Raw genomic sequence first — 18,400 nt, 5'->3', positions numbered from 1 at the left:
ACAGAAAATCCAATGAAACAAGAGGAAAGAAATTCATTTTCTTTTTTTGAGAAAATGTCTATAATAAGAAGATATGCCAAACAAAAAGACAAAGAAAATTTTTTACGGCACGATTCTTCTTTTTTTGGTAACCCCTTGCTTTTCCTTTTCTTGGGGGGCAGAAAGTGGAATACCCCCAGAAGAAAGAGATCAAGAAATACAGTCCCAAGAACACCAAAAAATTGAGACGCTTCGCGAAAAACGCCGTCTTTTTGGAGAAAACGCGCTTCTCGAAACCGAAATTCGAATGCTTGAATATCGTCTTGGAGAGAAATCTGAAGCCAAACCTTCATCATTCTTCCCCAGTAATATTGGAATTGACCGTTCCGGAGCTCTCTTTCACTTTTTTGGCGATTCGTTCTCATGGATCGAAAACCTCCAAAAAATGACACAAGATGCTTCTGGTCAAGCTGGAAATGAGTCCCTCAGCATGCCTCCCCTCTCAGAAGATGTTCTTATTCTCATTCGTCAATCTATTGAGCGATTCCGAATGCACACTGGGCATTATCCTCAAACACTAGAAGACTTTTTACAGTATCCCAATGAAGAATGGGCAAACATATTTTTTGCACGTCAGAATCGGAATATTGCTGAGTTCAGTGGAGAGCTATCATATTCATACAATTCTGGACAAACAAAAGGCATCTCCGAAAAAACCTCTCCAGTGTATGTTTTCTCCTGTTTTTCATACTTCACAAATATTTGCGAAACGTATTTTTCTGAAGGAGAACCCACTAAAAAGGAAGATTGCTCTCGTCTTCTTACCAAATCTCCTGACGAAAAAACTACCCAAAAGCTCCGCCTTCTCATTGAAAAAAAACAAACACTTCTCGCCTCTTCGGAAGACGAAAATCAAAGAGAAAAAACAGCAAAAATAATCGGAACCGTTCTCCAAGAAGCAAACATTAACTGCTGTCGTGAGGTTTCCTTTCTCGCAAATTCCGGTGAATCGTGTGGCCCACAAGTTGCGCCTGGAGAGAAGAACGAAACATTTTCTCTTTCACTTACCACTCTTCCAGAGCGAGTTTCTCTGGAAAACATCGAAGGAGCGTATCCCAAAAAGACCACCTCAGAAATAATAAAAAGCAAGGCGTATCCTCTCTTTCGCAATATTCCAGAAGATGATCTTGTCGTTTCTTTTACATCAGGGAGTGATCTTCTGCAACTTTTCAACAGTATTTCTCCGCTTTCAGACTCGATAAAAACAGTGCTCCCCATTCCATCACTTACTGAGACACAAGAAACAATAGAAAAACGTCTTGGAATAAAAAATCTCCCCGAACTCTTGCGCTCTTCTCAAGAAGTAGCACTTGTTTTTGAAGATACCAGTTGGATTTCGGGAGGCGATTACGCCCTTATTATACAACCAAAAACAAGCATTGAAGATGTTTGGGCAAGCGTTTTTCGTACAGGGGAAAATTCCTTTGGTCGCATGGGGCGCTATGTTGTTATTGCTTCACATGATTCACTTTTTGAACGTATTAAAAAAGCATACGGAGGAATTGTGCCAAATATGGAAAATAGTGTGGATTTCTCAAAAATTATAAAAACGCTCGATAATCGACGAAATGGAGAAGTTATTGTTTCGACAGCATTTTTGAAAAAGATTTCCGATCCTGAGTATCACATAAAATCACAAAGGAGACGACGAGTACTTTCAGCAGAAGAAGCCCTACAGTATCTCGTATGGGGATATTGGAAACTTGAGGGAATATTACCAGTAACCCTCTCTCAGGTGGAAGATCGGAAATACATCGCAGAGGGGTCAGTATGGAATCCTGAAGCATTTTCTATTGGAGAAGATGGTGTTATTGCTCATGAAACATGGGGAAGCCTTTTTCACCCCACCCCGCTCGGACGCGTATCTCTCAAAACTGCAACTCGCGCTGAAATTTCAGAATACGAACATTTTCGAAAGACATTTCAATCTCTTTTTGCAAATCATTTGGAGTCTCTTGGAGTTGGAATAGTTATTTCCGATCATATTGCCTTTGATACCGTTTTCTTTTCACAAGAAAATGAAACGAGAAATATAGTAAAAAATGCCCTTTCTGGCTCAGAAACATCATGGTTTGGTATTCAGGATTCTGGAATGACCGACAGTGTTTTTCGAGGAGAAATATCGGTCGATTTTTCCACACTTCTTGCTGAAATGGGTGTTGGCTTCTCTGGGGCATTCCGAAATACTCCCAATGAAACTCGTGAAAATGATCTTTTAGTCCTTCATGGGGTTCTTCAGAAATACAAAACGGAAAATGGATATTATCCATCTTCTCTCGAAACACTGGTGGAAACAGGATACATGGGAAGCACACCTCATGATCCAGATGGAAATCCTTATGAATACACTTCTTTGCCGAATACTGACTCAGGCGTTCAGGATCAGTGCTATCGCCTTTCTGCTCGCCTCAACAGTGAGGAATCTCAAAAAATGGAATCCGATGGAGGACTGGATCCCAATGCGCTTGAAACAGGAGAATGCTTTTTAGGACACTCATTTCCAGAGCAGAGCTTGCGCAATGAAGAAGGGGATGCTTCTTGGAGAGAGACCGCTGCTGGCATATTTCGAGAATGGCTTTCGCAAAGATTTTCTATTCCTTCTCTTGTTGGCATTTTCGGCTCTCTAAAAAATGAAGTGTATTTTGGCGTACATGCAAAAGACCTATGGGGAAATATTCTCTCCTCCTCACCGACTGTGCCCCTCTTGGATCGTTTTTCGAATCTCTTCTTTGTTGCCATTCCTCTCAAAAAAAGCTCGGATGGAGAAAATATTCTGCAAAATATCGCAAAAAATAACTCGGCAGAAAAAAGGGAGTTTGAAAATACATGGTATATTGCGGTTCCGAAAAGCAATCTCCTTCCTCCCTTTTTTCTTGGTATACAAAATAACACTCTCTTCCTCTCTCTTCAGGAAGATGTTCTGCAGGAGACACTTCTTCAAAAGAACAGTTCCTTCCCTCTTCAACGGTCACGAGCATTTTTGCCAGAAAACATACTCAGCTTTTCTGATTTTTCTCTCCAGACATTTGGAGCAACATTCGACACTCCTGCAGGGAAAACGTTTTTACACGAAGCACTTCATCGGCAGATTCGGTATCTTCAAGAGGCCATAGAAATGGCAAAAATTCTTCCCGAGCATGATGGGAGTATGAAGAATGTTTCCTCATACTATAAAAATATTCCTCAATCAGTTTTTGATTGGGATGTTATTGTAAACAGCGACACCCTTTTCTTTCGTGGAAATCAAAAACAAGTTTCTTGTGACGCAGACGGGTGTTATCGAAAACTAGGGCAACTTATTCCAGAGCCATTTTTTGACGATTTTTTTCTTGAAAATACATCATTCGATTCGTTCAAAAAAACACTCTCCAATTATTCTGATATTGCTATTGGTTTCCGCTTCTCAGAAACAGAAGCCAATTTTTCTATCGCATTTAAAAATCCACTATGGCATGAGCCTGATACGCGTTTTTCTCTTCCTGATGCTCCAAAAAAACTCGGCATCATTTCGAAAACAATCATTCCTATGTTTTCTCCAGCACGATATGGGGATCTCCTTTTCGAAAACTTAAGCCCTCCTATTCGTATTATTTTGATTGGTATCGGAGGGACTATTGTTGCTATCCTCATCGGCTTCTTTCTGTCTCCTGCCTTTTGGCGCAAAGAACCTTCTCAAAAAGAAAAAAATGGTGGTGAATAGAGAGTTGTTATTGGTTTTTGGAAGCAGGAGCACACGTTCGAGAAAAAAAATCTTTGCGTCCTCTCTTCTCTCTGGCAGAATAACACTCGATTTTTAAATATTTTATGTATTCATTGGGTGAGCTTCGTGTTGGGCACACTATTGTTCTCGATGATGAGCCTTTTCTCGTAACGTATTGCCAACACAGCAAACAAGCGCGCGGAACGGGAGTGCTGAAAACAACACTCAAGAATTTAAAGACGGGTAATACTATCCCTCGCACTTTTCAGGGAAATGAAAAATTGCAACCAGCAGATGTTGGCTATTTCCGCGCCCAATATCTCTATAAAAATGGAGACGGATATGAATTCATGAACAACGAAAGCTATGAACAATTCACCCTTTCCCAAGAAATACTCGGAGAAGATTCTGTATTTTTAAAGGAGGGAGAAGATGTTGATATTCAACATTTCAGAGAAACCCCCATTCGTATTCAATTTCCCCCAAGCATGTCTTTTCTCATTCAAGAGACTCCTCCTGGAGTAAAAGGAGATACAGCGCAAGGAGGAACAAAGCCAGCAACACTCGAAAACGGAATGATTATTCAGGTTCCCCTTTTTGTAGAAGAAGGCGATATAGTACAAATGAATACCGAAACGAGAGTTTTTCAAAAACGAGTACAATAACACTGTTTCATTTTTTTAAGAGAACATTCCACAAAAGACTCTCAAGAAGAGTTTTTTTTGATGAAACAGATGAGATATTTTATTTTTTAGTGTTTGGCTGTTCTCAATTTTCAAAAGTAACACATCTGTCAAAAAAAGGATGATTTTAAAAATGAAACAACAAAACAAAATATGAATTTCCTTTTTTAAAAACAATATATAAGATTTTGCAAGGTATTATCCTTGCTCATGTTTCACTTTTTTGGGAAAAAGGAGGTTGGTTTTTTTTCCTCGTGATTGAAGGGCTAGATATTGATCATTGGGTAATCAAAGCACGAGATGGAGATCGTGAAGCGTTTGGAAAACTCTACGATCATTTTTTAGATCCGATCTATCGGTATATTGTTTTTCGTGTTTCTTCTCGTGAAACAGCCGAAGACATTACAGCAGATGTCTTCCTCAAAACACTCCGTAATCTAAATTCCTATCAAAAACGAGAGGGAATGCCGTTTTCTGCGTGGCTTTTTCGCATCGCAAAAAATGCTCTTATTGATTATTACCGCAAAAACATTCCTTCTGAAGAAATCCCGGAAGATTTCTCTGATGAATCTTCGCATTCTCACGCGGATCGAGAAACCTCTCTCAACATTGAAAAAAGGAGACTTCTTTTTGGTCTCCGCCAGCTTCCCGATATGCAATCACAAGCGATTGCGCTTAAATATTTTTCAGAAAGAAGTAATGAAGAAATAGGGGCTATTTTAGGAAAAAGTGAAACAGCTGTTCGCATTCTCCAGTCTCGAGGACTTAAAAAGCTTCGGGAATATCTCTCTGCTTCATGAAGGCACATTTCGTTGGTATTGGTGGCATTGGTATGAGCGCACTTGCACGCTATTTTCTCTCTCGTGGAGTTTTAGTGAGTGGCTCTGATGCAGGCGATTCTGATATTCTTCGAGATTTGGAAAAAGAAGGAGTCACTCTTTTTCGACAACACAAAAAAGAGAATGTCCCTTCTGACATCTATCAACTCGTCTATTCTGAAGCTATTCCAGAAGAGAATCCTGAACGAGAAGTAGCACGAGAAAGAGGAGTTCTTCAGAAATCATATTTTGCCGCTCTTGGAGACATTTCCTCAAGCAAGCGTACAATTTCTATTTGTGGAACTCACGGAAAATCAACAACAACTGCGATGGCAGGTCTTGCATTTGAAGCCGCCGGCACTGATCCGCTCGTTATTTTGGGCACAAAAGTTTTTGAATGGGAAGAGCGAAATATTCGTATTCCCACAGCAGATCCCCTGTGCTTTCCTTCGGAAGAACGATTTTTCCTTGTGGAGTCTTGTGAATATCATGAATCTTTTCTGCACATTTCCCCCTCTGTCATTGTGGTGACGAACATAGAACCAGATCATCTCGATTTTTTTGGCAGTCCCGAGCGATATTATGCAGCTTTTCGTGATTTCTCCAATCGACTTCCAAAAAATGGCACACTTATTGCCAATTTTTCTGATTCAACAATCTCTTCTCTCTTTCAAGATTTTTCGGGAACACGAGTTAATACCGCCACATTTCTTTCAAAGGTTCCTCTGCTCTCTGTTCCAGGGGAACACAATCGCGCTAATGCCGCCGCTGTATTGGCACTTACTGATACGTTGGGAATACGTCCCGATGCTATTCGGAGTGCGCTTTCTCAGTTTCGAGGAACATGGCGTCGTTTCCAAAAAAAGGGAATCAGCACATTAGGAGTGGTCTATGATGACTATGCGCATCATCCTACCGAAATTCGAGCAACTCTTCGTGCATTGCGAGAACGGTACCCCACCCAAAAAATTTGGGCTATTTTTGAGCCTCATCAATACTCGCGTACACGAGATTTTTTGAATGAATTTTCACAAAGCTTTTCAGAAGCAGATCAGGTGCTCATTCCCGATATTTACCGTGTTCGCGATACAGAAGAAGATGTTGCCTCGGTAAATGCCGAAATGCTTGTGAAGAAAATTCGACAACAAGGAGTATCGGTTCGGTATTCAAAAGACTTCTCTCATACTGTTTCCCTTCTTCATCACGAATCTCACCCTGAAGATGTTATTATCACGATGGGGGCAGGTCCGGTGTACAAGATTGCCGATCAGCTTATAAGCGATTTTTCCAGCTAGAAATAAAGTTCACTCACCGATTTCTCTTCAATAGTATTTGCAATGACTCCTGCAATAAGAGGAGCAATGGAGAGTTGTCGCAGTCCAGTAATTTTCTCCTGTGGTACCGGAATAGAGTTTGTGACGACAATTTCTCGAAAACTTGCGGCATTGAGACGATCAACCGCCGGACCAGAAAATATGGGATGCGTTGCACAAAGATAGACATCGGGATTTGCGTCATTCTGAAGGAGGGCTGTTTTGGCGTTGCAAACCGATCCCGCAGTGTCGATCATATCATCATAGAGAATACAGGTTTTCCCCTGAACATCACCAATGAGGTGGGTTACAACCGATTCATTATGCTTTGGACGTGACTTATGGAGAATGGCAAGTTCCACCCCCAAAAAGTCTGCAAATTTTTTAGCACTCTTGGCACCTCCAGCATCTGGCGAAACAACAATGGCATCTTTCAGATTTTTTTCCCGAAAATATTCTACAAACATTCGACGCGGATTTAGGTTATCTACAGGAACGGAAAAAAAGCCCATACTCTGATCAGCATGAAGATGGAGAGTAACAATATGCTCCGCACCACTTTTAATAAGGAGATCGGCGCAAAGACGCATTGAAATAGATTCACGAGCAGAATGAATTTTGTCTTGTCGGGAATAGCCAAAATGCGGAATGATCACATGAACTGACTTGGCAAAACTTTGCCTCGCCGCATCACACATCAAAAAAATTTCAAAAAAATCATCATGAATTCGGTGCGGACGAATAGTGGCGATAATAAATACTTTGCATCCCCGAATCGTCTCATCGTAGTTCACATAAAGCTCTCCACACGAAAAAGATTTTACTGTATGTTTTCCAAGTGGCATCTTCAGCATCTCACTCACTTCTTTTGAAAGACTTGGATTCGATTGCGCGGCAAATATTCGTGCTTTATTCATTTGTAAAACTCCCTCAGAAGAACCTGTTCCTATTGTGACAGAAAAAGATCTATTCGAAAAGCATCAAAATTAAGCACCTCCTCCATCAATAACACCATGCGCTCCGGTAATCACTCGAACAATCGCGTAAGAAAACATAATAACTAGAGAACCAATAACCGCATAAATCATAATTCGTTTACTTTTATTTACCTGTTCCTCTTCCCCTTGTGCCGTTACCATGAGAACACCGGCATAGATAAAAGTAGCAAGAATAAGAAGTCCAAAAAAGAGAAGAGTATAATTAATAGCGCGAATTACTGCATCGGGAAGCGTAGCATTTACGGCAGCATCGATATTTCCTCCTACATTCGTTCCAAAAGGATCACCCCGATCTGCTTGTACAGCGGAAACGGGAAGAAAGAAGAACGAGAAGAGGAGAAGGAGAGTGAGTAATCGGGCTTTCATGAGTCCCATATTTATTATGTTTTCAGAATATCATATCTTTCACAAAAAGGCAACTACTTGTGAAAGAGTACTTTCTCCGGTAGAATAGTGAGAAACAAAAAAAACTATGAACACACCAGCTCCTAGATCAGAAGAGCAGAAAGAGGTACTCCGAAAAAAAACACAGAAATTTCAGTCTCTCCTTTCTCCCTTCGCTTTTAACAAAGAGTATGTCGTGCGCCTCCTTTTTATCCCCTTGCTTATTGAAGGGCATATTCTTATTAACGATCTTCCGGGTGTAGGAAAAACCACCCTCGCTAAGGCATTTGCTCGCCTTTTGGGACGAAGTTTCTCACGACTGCAAGGAACAAGCGACACTCTCCCCCAAGATATTCTGGGAGGTGAAATCCTCGATCATATCACCAAGGAATTCTCTATTAAAAAAGGGCCTATTTTTCAAGAAATCGTTCTCATTGATGAAATCAATCGTATGCACCCAAAATCACAGAGTGCTTTTTTGGAGGCTATGGAAGAACGACAAGTCTCAATAGCAGGAAAAACCTATCCGCTCCCAAAAATTCATCTCGTTATTGCCACAGAAAATCCGGTGGAATATGCCGGAACATATCCTCTTCCTGAAGCGCAATCCGATCGATTTTCATGTTCAATAGCAATGGGATTTCCCGATAGAGAACTCCAAAAAAACATTCTCCAAAATCAGGAATATCTCAATCTCGAAAACCGTGTTATGTCACTTGACCCTATCCTGAGTGAGGAAGAAATTTTCTTCATTCAGGAACAGGTCAAAAGAGTGACTGTGTCAGATGACATTTTGGAACGACTTTTGCGCATGGCAGAATGGTCACGAAATCCAGAACTTTTTCGCTACGGAATGAGTCCCCGATCTCTCGGAGTGTTTACCTCTGCTCTTCGGGCACATGCATTTCTTTCTGGACGTGATTTTGTCATTCCCGAAGATGGAAAAGATCTTATTGTTCCATTTTTTCATCATCGGATTTCCCTAAAAGACGCGGCACTCGGCACAAAAGAGCTTGAGGAGATGCTTCGAGAAGCATATCGAAATATCTTTCGGGGGCTTTCCTAATTTTTGAACGTACATGTTCGCCCGTCTTAATCGGTGGCTTTCGGTTTCGGGAGCGCTTTCGAAAACGGGAGCAGTACTCCTTGGGCTTGGAATACTCCTGATGTTTATTTCCTTTGCAAAGGGAATTCAAGTCCTTATGTTCCTTCCCGCGTTTGTTCTTTCACTCTTCCTTTTTTCGTTTTGGGAAACATGGGTTCTTCGAAAAAAAATATCCGTATTCTGGACACAAGAAGGGAATGAGAAACTTCTCTTCATTCGCTTTCTCCATCCAAATATCTTCTCGGGAATTTCTCTTCTTGTCTCTCGAGGAAACAAGAAGAACATTCTTACTCCCACTGCTTCCTTAGAATACGAGATAGAAAAAGAAGATAAAATAACACTTCTTATCCAAGGAAGACTCGATATTTTTCGTCTTCGTATTCCCGTTCCACCATTTTCATCACCAGAAGATGCAGGAGTACATCTTTTTCTTCGAAGACCAGAAGAAGAGCTCTATTTTCATATTCGACCTCTTCAGGACGGAGAAGAATTTCGGCATATTGATGCCCTTCGTTCTGCTAAAACTGACTCATGGTTCGTGCGAGAAATGATCCCTTCTCCTCTTGAAAAGCCAAAACGGAAAGAAAAAACTGAAGGAAACACCTTTCGCCTTTCGGGAAATGTGCCACTCTGGCAATGGAAAAGTGTTCGCGGAGTTATTACCGTTGAGTGGCTTCTTATTCTCGTCGGAGTGCTCGGAGCACAATGGGAATCGCGACTCTGGTCGTTCACCATTTCGGCAATTATAAGCATATTGACGGTGCTCTTCTTCACCAAAAGAGGAGAACTTTCTCGTGGAGGAATACGCGAAATGAATGGGACAGCACTCTTCCTCTTTTTCCTCTGCTTTGCAGAAGGTGGCATTCGTGATGATACGGTTATTGCCGGAGTGCATTTCCTCCTTCTTCTTGCTATTTGGAAACATCTTTTCCCTCGTCAACGACGAGACATGCTCACCTATATTTTCCTTATCCTTTTTGTTTTTGTTGCCTTTTCGCTCTATAGCTTGGAGGCGTGGTTTTTCTTCCTCTTTCTCCTCTTTCTCATTCTCGCCGTTCTCCTTTTTTCCCTCTCTGCCGCAGGAGAAGTTCCTTCCGAATACAACCGATTTGTAATGCCACGACGAAGGAGAAGGGATATGGTGTCACTCGTCGGAGGAGTGCTTTTGCTCACTTTTACTTTGTTTTTTTTCCTTCCACACGGAACTCGCACAAAAGATACTTCTCTCATTGAAAAAACGACAAAAGAAACCAAAACAGGATTTGATGAAGAAGTTGATCTTCAGAATATTCGGAGCATTAAAGAGGACTACTCCAAAAAAATAGTCATTGAAGGCATTTCAGAAAATGACCAAAAAGCACTCCAAAACCTTCTGTGGCGTGGCGCACGATATGAAATATTTGATGGAAAGAGTTGGCGAAAAAAAGAGGGTTCTCTGAGACCATTTCTTTCCCAAAAAGAGAGTAATTCCGACACTCTTTTTGAATGGAATGTTCGCTACTACCACAAAAGTGGAGAAAAGGCACTCTTCACTCCTATTCGCCCCGTCTCCATCATTGGTGCTCGTGCCAATACATTTGCAGAAGACTCCACCCTCATCAATTTCTTGCGCCCTCTGTACTCTTCTGCAGAAACAAAACTCCTCTTAAAAAATAAAAACGGAATACCGATAGAAGCAGAATTTCCCATTTTTATTTCCGAGGAGAAAAAACTTTCTCCATCAGTAAGAAATTTGTTTCAGCCATTTTGGGAAACCATCCCAAAAGATATTCAATCTGATCCTGTTCTCATTACTCGTTACATTCGCGATGACGCCGGTTTTTCCTATTCTCTTGCCAATACCGCAAGTTCCCTAAAAGATTTTCTCTACGGAAGTCGTCGCGGTCACTGTGAATATTTTGCCACGGTACTCACACTCACACTTCAAGAATTTGGATACTCAGCAACATTTGTTAATGGGTATCGAGGAGGCGAATACAACAATACTGCAAATGCCTGGATAATTCGCGGTATTCATGCGCATTCATGGACAGAAGTATTTGATAAAGAGAATGGATGGATTCAGCTGGATGCGACTCCCATCTCGGAAGAAACCGTGACATGGCTCCATCAGCGCGGTTTTTGGGGGACGATGGTTCGCTGGTATGACACCATAGAACTCCGTTGGTTTGAATATATTGTAAGCTATACAGGGGAACGACAAAAGGCATTCCTAAAAACACTTTCCGAAAATAAAGCGTTTTTTTTCTGGGGCATTGCCGGAATATGTTTCGTTTTTTTAGGACGACGCTGGTATCCAAAAGTACGAAAGCATTTGTTGCTCACTCCTCGAGAACAGTTTTTTCTGTGGCTTTCTCGAAAATCACAAGCAAAAAGCTTTTTGCTTGAATCGCTTCAGGAATCTTTTCCCGAACTCGTAGCACACACGAGAAAAGAACTCTTTAGAAAAAACCCAAACACAAAAGATATTCGAGAACTTAAAAAGAGATGGCTTCTTGCCCTACGAGAAAAAAAATGAGGAGATGATGAATCCTTCTCTTTGTCGTCAAACACTGGATTTGTTCCTTCAGTGCCCTAAAAATCACGAAGGCGACTGAATAACGATATTCGAATCGTAATAGTAGCGAAGTGTTCGTCCATCATCTGCGGGAAAGTTAATAAAAGAACCTTCTCGCTTTCCAAATTCCGTCACCACTGCATCTTCCGCCCCGTTCAAAAGAAGAGCTGGCTCAAGTGACTTATTGGCAATATCATATTTTATCACAATAAAACGATAATCATCTTCTCGCTCGGCACCCAAGAAAAACGCCATTCTTCCCGTGTCACTCTGGCATCCACCAAAAAAATCTTCTGTTTCAAGAAAACCGTTTGAAAAGCGAATTTTTGCATCCGAAAGCTGTGTGGAAAAATCAGTAAACCAACTACTTCCCAAGAAAGTCCCTAGTCTTCCACAGCTATCAAATGCAAATTCTTTTTGTGGAGTTTCAAGAAGGGCATTGCGAAGCAAAATCGCATGCGATTCTTTCAGTGTAGGGATAATGCTTTTGGGAGAAATTGTTTGTGGTTTTTTATCGAGCTCTTCTTGGCAAGAAGCGAGCTTTCGTGTCATTGCCTCTATTTCGAGAGAAACTTCTGTATTTTTTTCTCGACATGAGAGGAGTTCTGATGCCACATCAATTTCTAGGTTTTCTCCTGAAGAAGCTTCTCCTACTGCAACCTCTGGTGATGAAACCTCTACTCCCACTTCTGAAGACACAACATAATCGGGAGGAAATTGTCCCACCTCATCGGGCGGCGACTGCTCTTCTGGGGAAGCACAAGCAGAAAAGAGGAGGAGTGAAGCAGAGAGAAGTCTGAGTTTCATAAAAGAACAAGACAAAAATCAAGAGTCATTGTGTCGAATTGTTTTCCCAAGGTCAAAATGTTCTTTTTTCTCCTCTTTTTTTGTGTATTTTTCTTGCACAAATTGTAAAAACTCTTCTCCAGAAAAGAACAATCTTGTCGCTTTTTCTTCTACTTTTGGTCGCCGAACATTTGCAAAAAATCCCCAAAACTCACTCGCTTTTCCCTGAAGAAACGGCTCGGCATCGCTCATTCCATCTCCAATTATAATAACTTCCATTGCATCATTTTCTGCAAAAAGTTTTTCGGAAATTTTTGTTTTTCCTCCGTTTTCTGAGAGAGGATTTGTAAGATCAACGCCTATTACGACTCCATTTTCCTTTTGAAACTCATTGGCAAAACAATCTTCTGGGGGAATACAAAGCATTTCGGCAACAGGAAGAATAAGCTCGCGAAACCCACCAGAAACAATGACAACCTTGTGTCCTGCCTCTAAAAGAATATGAATGACTTCTGGAATGCTGTCGGTTATAAAATGCGTGAAATCGTGTCCAAGCGCATCAATATACGCCTGATGAATATTAGCGATTTGCATGCGCCTCACGAGTGACTCCCGAAAAGCAAGCTCTCCGCTCATGCCAGCATTGGTAATGGCTTCGATTTCGGCAGAAAGGTGCTCTTTTTGGGGATGGTTCACCAGCGCTTTTTTGAGAAGTTCATCCAATGTCTCCACCGTTACGAGGGTGGAATCAAAGTCGAAGAGAAATATTTTTCTTTTCATGATTTTTCGGAGGAAGAACATTCCTTTTTTCCCTGCCCAAAGGCGGCAATAGCATTCCGCCGAAACTCCCAAAAAGTATTGCATGAAATAGCATTTCGAATATTCCTCATCAAACTTTGGTAAAACGCAAGATTATGAAGAGAGAGGAGACGCATTCCCAAAATTTCACCACTTTTGAAAAGATGTCGCAGAAACGCCCGAGTATACCGAGTACATACTGGACAAGAACACTCCTCATCTATGGGATTATTATCTTGCTCGTATCGGGCGAGAAGAATATTTGTTTCTCCTTTTGAAGTGTAGGCTTTTCCATGTCGTCCATTGCGCGTTGGAAGAACACAGTCAAACATGTCAATTCCGCGGGAAACTGCTTCTATAATATCGATAGGAGTACCAACCCCCATAAGGTATCGCGGTTTTTGTGTGGGAAGAATCGGGGCAAGAAATTCACACATTTCATACATATTTTCGTTTGGCTCCCCAACAGAAAGTCCTCCAATCGCCATTCCCGAAAAATTGAGTTCTAGAAGCTCTTCTGCGGATTGCCTGCGAAGCTCGGGAAATACTCCGCCTTGTACAATACCAAAAAGTACTTGGTCTTTTCTAGATTCTTGGACGAGACGGTCGTGTTCCACTTTGCATTTTTTTGCCCAATCCGTAGTACGCCGAACCGCATGCTCTACCTGAGACTTCTCTGCAGGATACGGTGGACATTCATCGAACGCCATAATAATATCTGCACCCAATGCGTGTTCAATACGCATAACTTTTTCGGGAGTAAAAAACACTTCTCGTCCATCTGTGGGAGCACGAAAACGAACACCTTCATCAGTAATTTTACGAATGGCGGCAAGAGAGAATACTTGAAATCCACCAGAGTCCGTGAGAAGTGGACTATTCCAGCCAGAAAATTTTTGAATACCCCCGAGTTTTTCTATGGTTTCTTCTCCTGGACGCAAATGGAGATGAAAGGTGTTTGCGAGCATCATTTCCGCACCAATCTCCCGAAGATCACGTGGCTCAATACCCCCTTTTACCGCGCCTTGTGTACCAATAGGCATAAACGCCGGAGTTTCCACCTTTCCGTTGGCAGTCTCAAGTACGCCGCGCCGCGCGTTTCCGTTGGAGTTTTGAAGAAAAAAATTCACAAAAAGCATTGTGCCCTTCTTTCACTCTATTTTCCAGAGACAGAAACCTCTTTTCTCTATTCTTGTTTTTGGATCTATCCACCATTTCTTGTTGGCAATACTGTTTTAAAAAAATAGCTTCATTATGACATTTTCTTACACCAATCACAAAATATACTCAAAACACTAGACAGATTAAAAAAGAAGAGAAGAGGATAACATCTGTTCTTTTTTCTTCCTTCATTTTTTCAAAAAAAACAAAGAAATGGGAGAAATGCGATTTTGATTCTGATTTTCTTTTTTATCAACCATGGAATCAATGAAAGAATCCAATCAACAGGGTAATTATCTCAATGTCCTTGAGCAACTTATAAAAGCAATAATAACCAAAAAAATTCTCCTCATTTTATCCAAAAACCCACCACTGTTTGAAAAATGTCAAAATCAAATACGAGAATTTGTTGGTCCTGTTGTTATATTTCTGTCTAAGACTCAAGCACCCCTTTTGAATCAGGCGTTACAAAGTGCACTCAACAACGGGGGTGATCCCTCATCTTGTGATGCCATTTTGAAAATAGTAGAAGAGAGTTCTCCAGATATTCGAAAAATGATAGAATCATGTGAAAACAATGGATCTTCATTATAGAAAACCCTAAAACAAGCATTTTAGAAGAGATTTTATAGTCGACACGCTTCTTTTGTGTCGATCACAAAACAGAGATGAAAAACAATATTCCCTTTTGTTGTTGTGCCTAATTTTGAAGGAGAAAGGGAATTGTTTGTCTTTCGCAGAAAAAACACGGAAAATGCCATTCGATATTTTTCTTTCCTCGTGCCACTCCAAATTGCCCTTGTCGGTTTACCAAATGTGGGAAAATCCACACTCTTTAACGCGCTTACAAAATCGACTGCGGCAGCAGCGGCAAATTTTCCATTTTGTACTATCGATCCCAACGTAGGAATTGTTGCCCTTGAAGATGAGCGCCTCTCTGCACTGTCAAAAACAACAAAGGCAAAGAGAATAGTTCCCGAAACTATTGAGTTTGTCGATATTGCTGGGCTCGTTAAAGGAGCAAGTAAAGGCGAGGGACTTGGGAATCAATTCCTCTCTCATATTCGCGAGTGTGATGCGGTTGCTATGGTGCTTCGTTTTTTTGAAGACGGAAATGTTGTTCATGTACACGGAAAGATTGATCCGCAATCGGACAAAGAAACCATTGAAACCGAACTCATTCTTGCCGATCTTCAATCCGTGGAAAAATCGCTCGATAAAGCTAAGAGAATGGCAAAATCAAACGACAAAGATGCTGTTGGAAGACATGCTGTTCTTGAAAAAATTTTCCAAACGCTTTCCGAGGGAAAACGCGTTTCTGCTCTCGAATTTTCCGAAGAAGAAACTCCGTTTCTTCGAGAATTTTCTTTTCTCACCGTAAAACCATTTCTTTTTGTAGCAAATGTTGCAGAAGATGCCCTCGCCAGTTTTGATATTGCACAAGCAAAAGAAACCCTCGGACTTTCGGAACATGACGAACTTATTCCCATTTCTGCCAAAATAGAAGCGGAACTTTCGGGACTTTCTCCAGAAGAAGCGGAGGAATTTTTGGGAGATTTTGGCATTCAAACTTCCGGTTTACAGCAACTCGCACATGCGGCGCACAGTCGCCTCGGGCTTGCCCGATTCTTTACTGCCGGCGAGCAAGAAGCACGAGCATGGACTATTCCTGTGGGAGCAACAGCGCCACAGGCGGCAGGAAAAATTCATACCGATTTTGAAAAAGGCTTTATCCGTGCAGATGTTGTGGGGTGGAAAGATTTTGTGGAACACGGTGGATGGTCTCCGTGTCGCGAAAAGGGACTCGTTCGAAGTGAAGGAAAAGAAGCTATTATTCATGATGGAGATGTGTGTTTGTTTAAATTTAATGTCTAATATTCTTCAAAAAGAGTAGTGAAGAAAAAAGATTGAAAAACGGTAAAAAGAAAGTATACTACCGGAGGTACGGTTTTTTCTGTGCGGGTATCGTATAATGGCTATTACATTGCCTTGCCATGGCAGAGATACGGGTTCGATTCCCGTTACCCGCTCCAACAATTTATAGGTGATTTTTACGACATAAAAAGTTGATTTTACTATTTGTGCCTTGGTAAATTCTATACTACTCTTCTTCCAGTCTCTTAATGATTAATTCTTGAATTGAAGAAATGTATGATTCTACATCTTTCCTCTTATAAACACCTATGTAAGACGGATGGTGAATAGGAACATAAATAGTTTTGTCATGAATTGCAAAATGATATTGAAATATATTATCTAATTTTATGTCACAATTTTCTTGAATTACATTAAGGACTTTCTTTGCAACTAATTTCCCCAATAGAAATATTATTCGAGGCTTTAATGTATCGCGCTCAATTATGAAATTATTCAAACAAGCATCTATTTCATCTGTATTTGGTTTTCTGAGCTTCCCTTTTTCATTTAAAGGAGGGCATTTTACGAGATTGGTAGAGTAAAAATTTAGCTGAGGAAGACTGTTCTCAATACGCTGTATAATGCTACCAGTTAATGTTTGAGAAGAGAGTGGTGATTGTGCATCACCATCATAAAGCTTAGCAGATATACCAAGCCAAAATATATCAGCACTTCTTCTTGGGTCAAGCGTTGGAAGCTGATTCTTATGCAAAGAGCATGTTTTGCAGTTTTTAATCGCATCTAAACTATCTGTCATTGAGCTGGTCTGTAACAGAAATATAGTGGGCGATGATTTCATCTGAACATGCAGAGTAATTTTGAGTGGCAAAATTAAATTGCTGCCTTCTTTTTAGGTGACTTAGTGGTAAATCTCTATGTACAACATCGTTAGTGCCTGAGTCAGAAACAAGATCATATAGTTCTGTACCATGATAAGGTCTAAACCTAAAAACACTTGTCCTGAAGTCTCCATCAGATTTATCAGAGGATTCTTTCAGGCTTGATGCAAGGCGAAATGTGTCTTCGCAATCCTCTTCTGTCTCTCCGGGAAATCCATAAATAAAAAAGCCTTTTACGGAAATGCCTGAGTTTAAAATTTTAGTAATCGTCTTAGAAATCAAATCAAGATTATGTGTTTTATGAATCATTTTTAGCATTTTTTGAGAACCTGATTCTATGCCAATAAATAGTTCTAAACAACCACTTTCTTTTAGTCTTTTAAGGAGCTCTTCATTCACATTACGAAATGACCCAACATGTGCCATGGCCCTCCAGGATAAATCAGTACCCTCAAATATTTTAATGGCATTTTCAACGGAACCTCTATTCTTCAGGAATAAGTCGTCCAAAACCCTTACTGAGCTTAGCCCCTCATAAAAATCTTTTAATTCCAAAACCTCTTTTTTAATATTTACAGGACTCCTCTCTCTCACTCCCATGTGCTTATTTTTAGATTTTGCTGCAGAACAAAAGGCGCAATTATAAATACATCCTCTTGTTGCAACAATATTCGCCTCAACAATACCATGAACAGGATGATGAATTGGCTCATGTGAAAAAAAACTACGATTCAAGTCAACACCATTAATATCATTAACATAGTAATGTGAATTTGAATCAACAGAAAAATAACGACGACGACGTCCATCAGTATCTGAGCTCATTACAGGGGGTTCGCATTCGCAACCATTAACCAAGTCGGGCATAATAATCTCGCCATCACCCATAACGATATCAATGGAATTTGACGTTTCCCACTCAAAGATTTCACCATAAATAGATTTTGTCGATAGACCACCCAGGATAAATTGCACGGGGACACTTACTCCTTCTACAATTTTTCTTACAAGATGTAAGTTTGTTGTAAAAACATTTAAACCAACTGTTCGCACACCAGATACATTAATTTGCCGAATAATATCGGAGACTGGCTTATTGGAGGCAACAGCGTCATGTAATTCAACAGAAAGACCATGTTTTTGCAAGCTTGTTGCTATGTACCCCAATCCCAATGGAGGCAGTGAATCTTCATCATATCCTTCGACCTTATCCTCAAAACAAAGGGGAGTTGACAATAAGTACATCAGTCTTAGTTATGTAGTTTTAAAATTAGAGATAATATTATGATAAATATGTAAATA

Annotated in this window: 15 protein-coding genes and 1 tRNA gene; 9 read left to right on the top strand and 7 right to left on the bottom strand. The window is 40.6% G+C overall.

From position 1 onward, the window contains the following. The first annotated feature begins 73 nt into the window (after window positions 1-73). The 4 genes from IPN35_06325 to IPN35_06310 all read left to right on the top strand — a co-directional run bounded on the left by IPN35_06325 (window position 74) and on the right by IPN35_06310 (window position 6,535). Entirely contained in the window at window positions 74-3,739 is a 3,666-nt protein-coding gene (locus IPN35_06325; GenBank protein QQS59167.1) for a hypothetical protein, read from the top strand. 104 nt (window positions 3,740-3,843) lie between these two features. Continuing rightward, a complete protein-coding gene (efp, locus tag IPN35_06320) occupies window positions 3,844-4,404 on the top strand; it encodes an elongation factor P (protein QQS59166.1) in 561 nt (186 codons plus the stop codon). Window positions 4,405-4,676: 272 nt separating this feature from the next. Next, a complete protein-coding gene (locus IPN35_06315; GenBank protein QQS59165.1) occupies window positions 4,677-5,222 on the top strand; it encodes a sigma-70 family RNA polymerase sigma factor in 546 nt (181 codons plus the stop codon). Further along, complete coding sequence (locus IPN35_06310; GenBank protein QQS59164.1) at window positions 5,219-6,535, top strand: UDP-N-acetylmuramate--L-alanine ligase; 1,317 nt, start codon at window positions 5,219-5,221, stop codon at window positions 6,533-6,535. Before IPN35_06315 ends, IPN35_06310 begins: the two co-directional genes overlap by 4 nt. Here the strand turns inward: IPN35_06310 and IPN35_06305 are convergent. Together IPN35_06305 and IPN35_06300 are read right to left on the bottom strand one after the other, a co-directional pair. Then, on the bottom strand, window positions 6,532-7,470 hold the full coding sequence (locus IPN35_06305; protein ID QQS59163.1) for a ribose-phosphate diphosphokinase: 939 nt from the start codon (window positions 7,468-7,470) through the stop codon (window positions 6,532-6,534). The two genes, IPN35_06310 and IPN35_06305, sit on opposite strands and share 4 nt — an antisense overlap. Before the next feature lie 69 nt (window positions 7,471-7,539). Continuing rightward, a complete protein-coding gene (locus tag IPN35_06300) occupies window positions 7,540-7,926 on the bottom strand; it encodes a hypothetical protein (protein ID QQS59162.1) in 387 nt (128 codons plus the stop codon). Between the two features lie 97 nt (window positions 7,927-8,023). Here IPN35_06300 and IPN35_06295 point away from each other — a divergent pair, with 97 nt between their 5' ends. Further along, the gene (locus tag IPN35_06295) at window positions 8,024-9,001 is read left to right on the top strand and encodes a MoxR family ATPase (protein QQS59161.1); all 978 of its coding nucleotides are present in this window, start codon (window positions 8,024-8,026) and stop codon (window positions 8,999-9,001) included. A 13-nt stretch (window positions 9,002-9,014) separates the two neighbouring features. Then, window positions 9,015-11,558 (top strand): DUF3488 domain-containing protein, encoded by a 2,544-nt coding sequence (locus IPN35_06290; protein QQS59160.1) that lies wholly within the window; start codon window positions 9,015-9,017, stop codon window positions 11,556-11,558. A gap of 63 nt (window positions 11,559-11,621) precedes the next feature. On the opposite strand, the gene IPN35_06285 is transcribed toward IPN35_06290, so the two are convergent. The 3 genes from IPN35_06285 to tgt are packed head-to-tail and all read right to left on the bottom strand — an operon-like array spanning window position 11,622 to window position 14,320. After that, window positions 11,622-12,404, bottom strand: coding sequence for a hypothetical protein (locus IPN35_06285; GenBank protein QQS59159.1), 783 nt, complete (start codon window positions 12,402-12,404; stop codon window positions 11,622-11,624). Between the two features lie 18 nt (window positions 12,405-12,422). Then, window positions 12,423-13,163 carry an HAD-IB family phosphatase gene (locus IPN35_06280; protein QQS59158.1) on the bottom strand — a complete coding sequence of 247 codons (741 nt, stop codon included), beginning with the start codon at window positions 13,161-13,163 and terminating at the stop codon, window positions 12,423-12,425. Beyond that, the gene (gene tgt / locus IPN35_06275) at window positions 13,160-14,320 is read right to left on the bottom strand and encodes a tRNA guanosine(34) transglycosylase Tgt (protein QQS59157.1); all 1,161 of its coding nucleotides are present in this window, start codon (window positions 14,318-14,320) and stop codon (window positions 13,160-13,162) included. The genes IPN35_06280 and tgt overlap by 4 nt, the downstream gene beginning before the upstream one ends. Window positions 14,321-14,600: 280 nt before the next feature. Between tgt and IPN35_06270 the strand changes: the two genes are divergently transcribed. The 3 genes from IPN35_06270 to IPN35_06260 all read left to right on the top strand — a co-directional run bounded on the left by IPN35_06270 (window position 14,601) and on the right by IPN35_06260 (window position 16,375). After that, on the top strand, window positions 14,601-14,936 hold the full coding sequence (locus tag IPN35_06270) for a hypothetical protein (protein QQS59156.1): 336 nt from the start codon (window positions 14,601-14,603) through the stop codon (window positions 14,934-14,936). A gap of 186 nt (window positions 14,937-15,122) precedes the next feature. Further along, window positions 15,123-16,217, top strand: coding sequence for a redox-regulated ATPase YchF (gene ychF, locus IPN35_06265; GenBank protein QQS59155.1), 1,095 nt, complete (start codon window positions 15,123-15,125; stop codon window positions 16,215-16,217). Window positions 16,218-16,300: 83 nt separating this feature from the next. Then, a tRNA-Gly gene (locus IPN35_06260) sits at window positions 16,301-16,375 on the top strand. Window positions 16,376-16,443: 68 nt separating this feature from the next. Here the strand turns inward: IPN35_06260 and IPN35_06255 are convergent. Further along, on the bottom strand, window positions 16,444-17,016 hold the full coding sequence (locus IPN35_06255) for a hypothetical protein (GenBank protein ID QQS59154.1): 573 nt from the start codon (window positions 17,014-17,016) through the stop codon (window positions 16,444-16,446). Further along, entirely contained in the window at window positions 17,006-18,334 is a 1,329-nt protein-coding gene (locus IPN35_06250; GenBank protein QQS59153.1) for a B12-binding domain-containing radical SAM protein, read from the bottom strand. The genes IPN35_06255 and IPN35_06250 overlap by 11 nt, the downstream gene beginning before the upstream one ends. Between the last annotated feature and the right edge of the window lie 66 nt (window positions 18,335-18,400).

Source organism: Candidatus Peregrinibacteria bacterium, assembly GCA_016699755.1.
In the GTDB taxonomy this organism is placed as follows: Bacteria; Patescibacteriota; Gracilibacteria; order CAIRYL01.
This window is presented reverse-complemented; position numbering and strand designations above follow the sequence as displayed.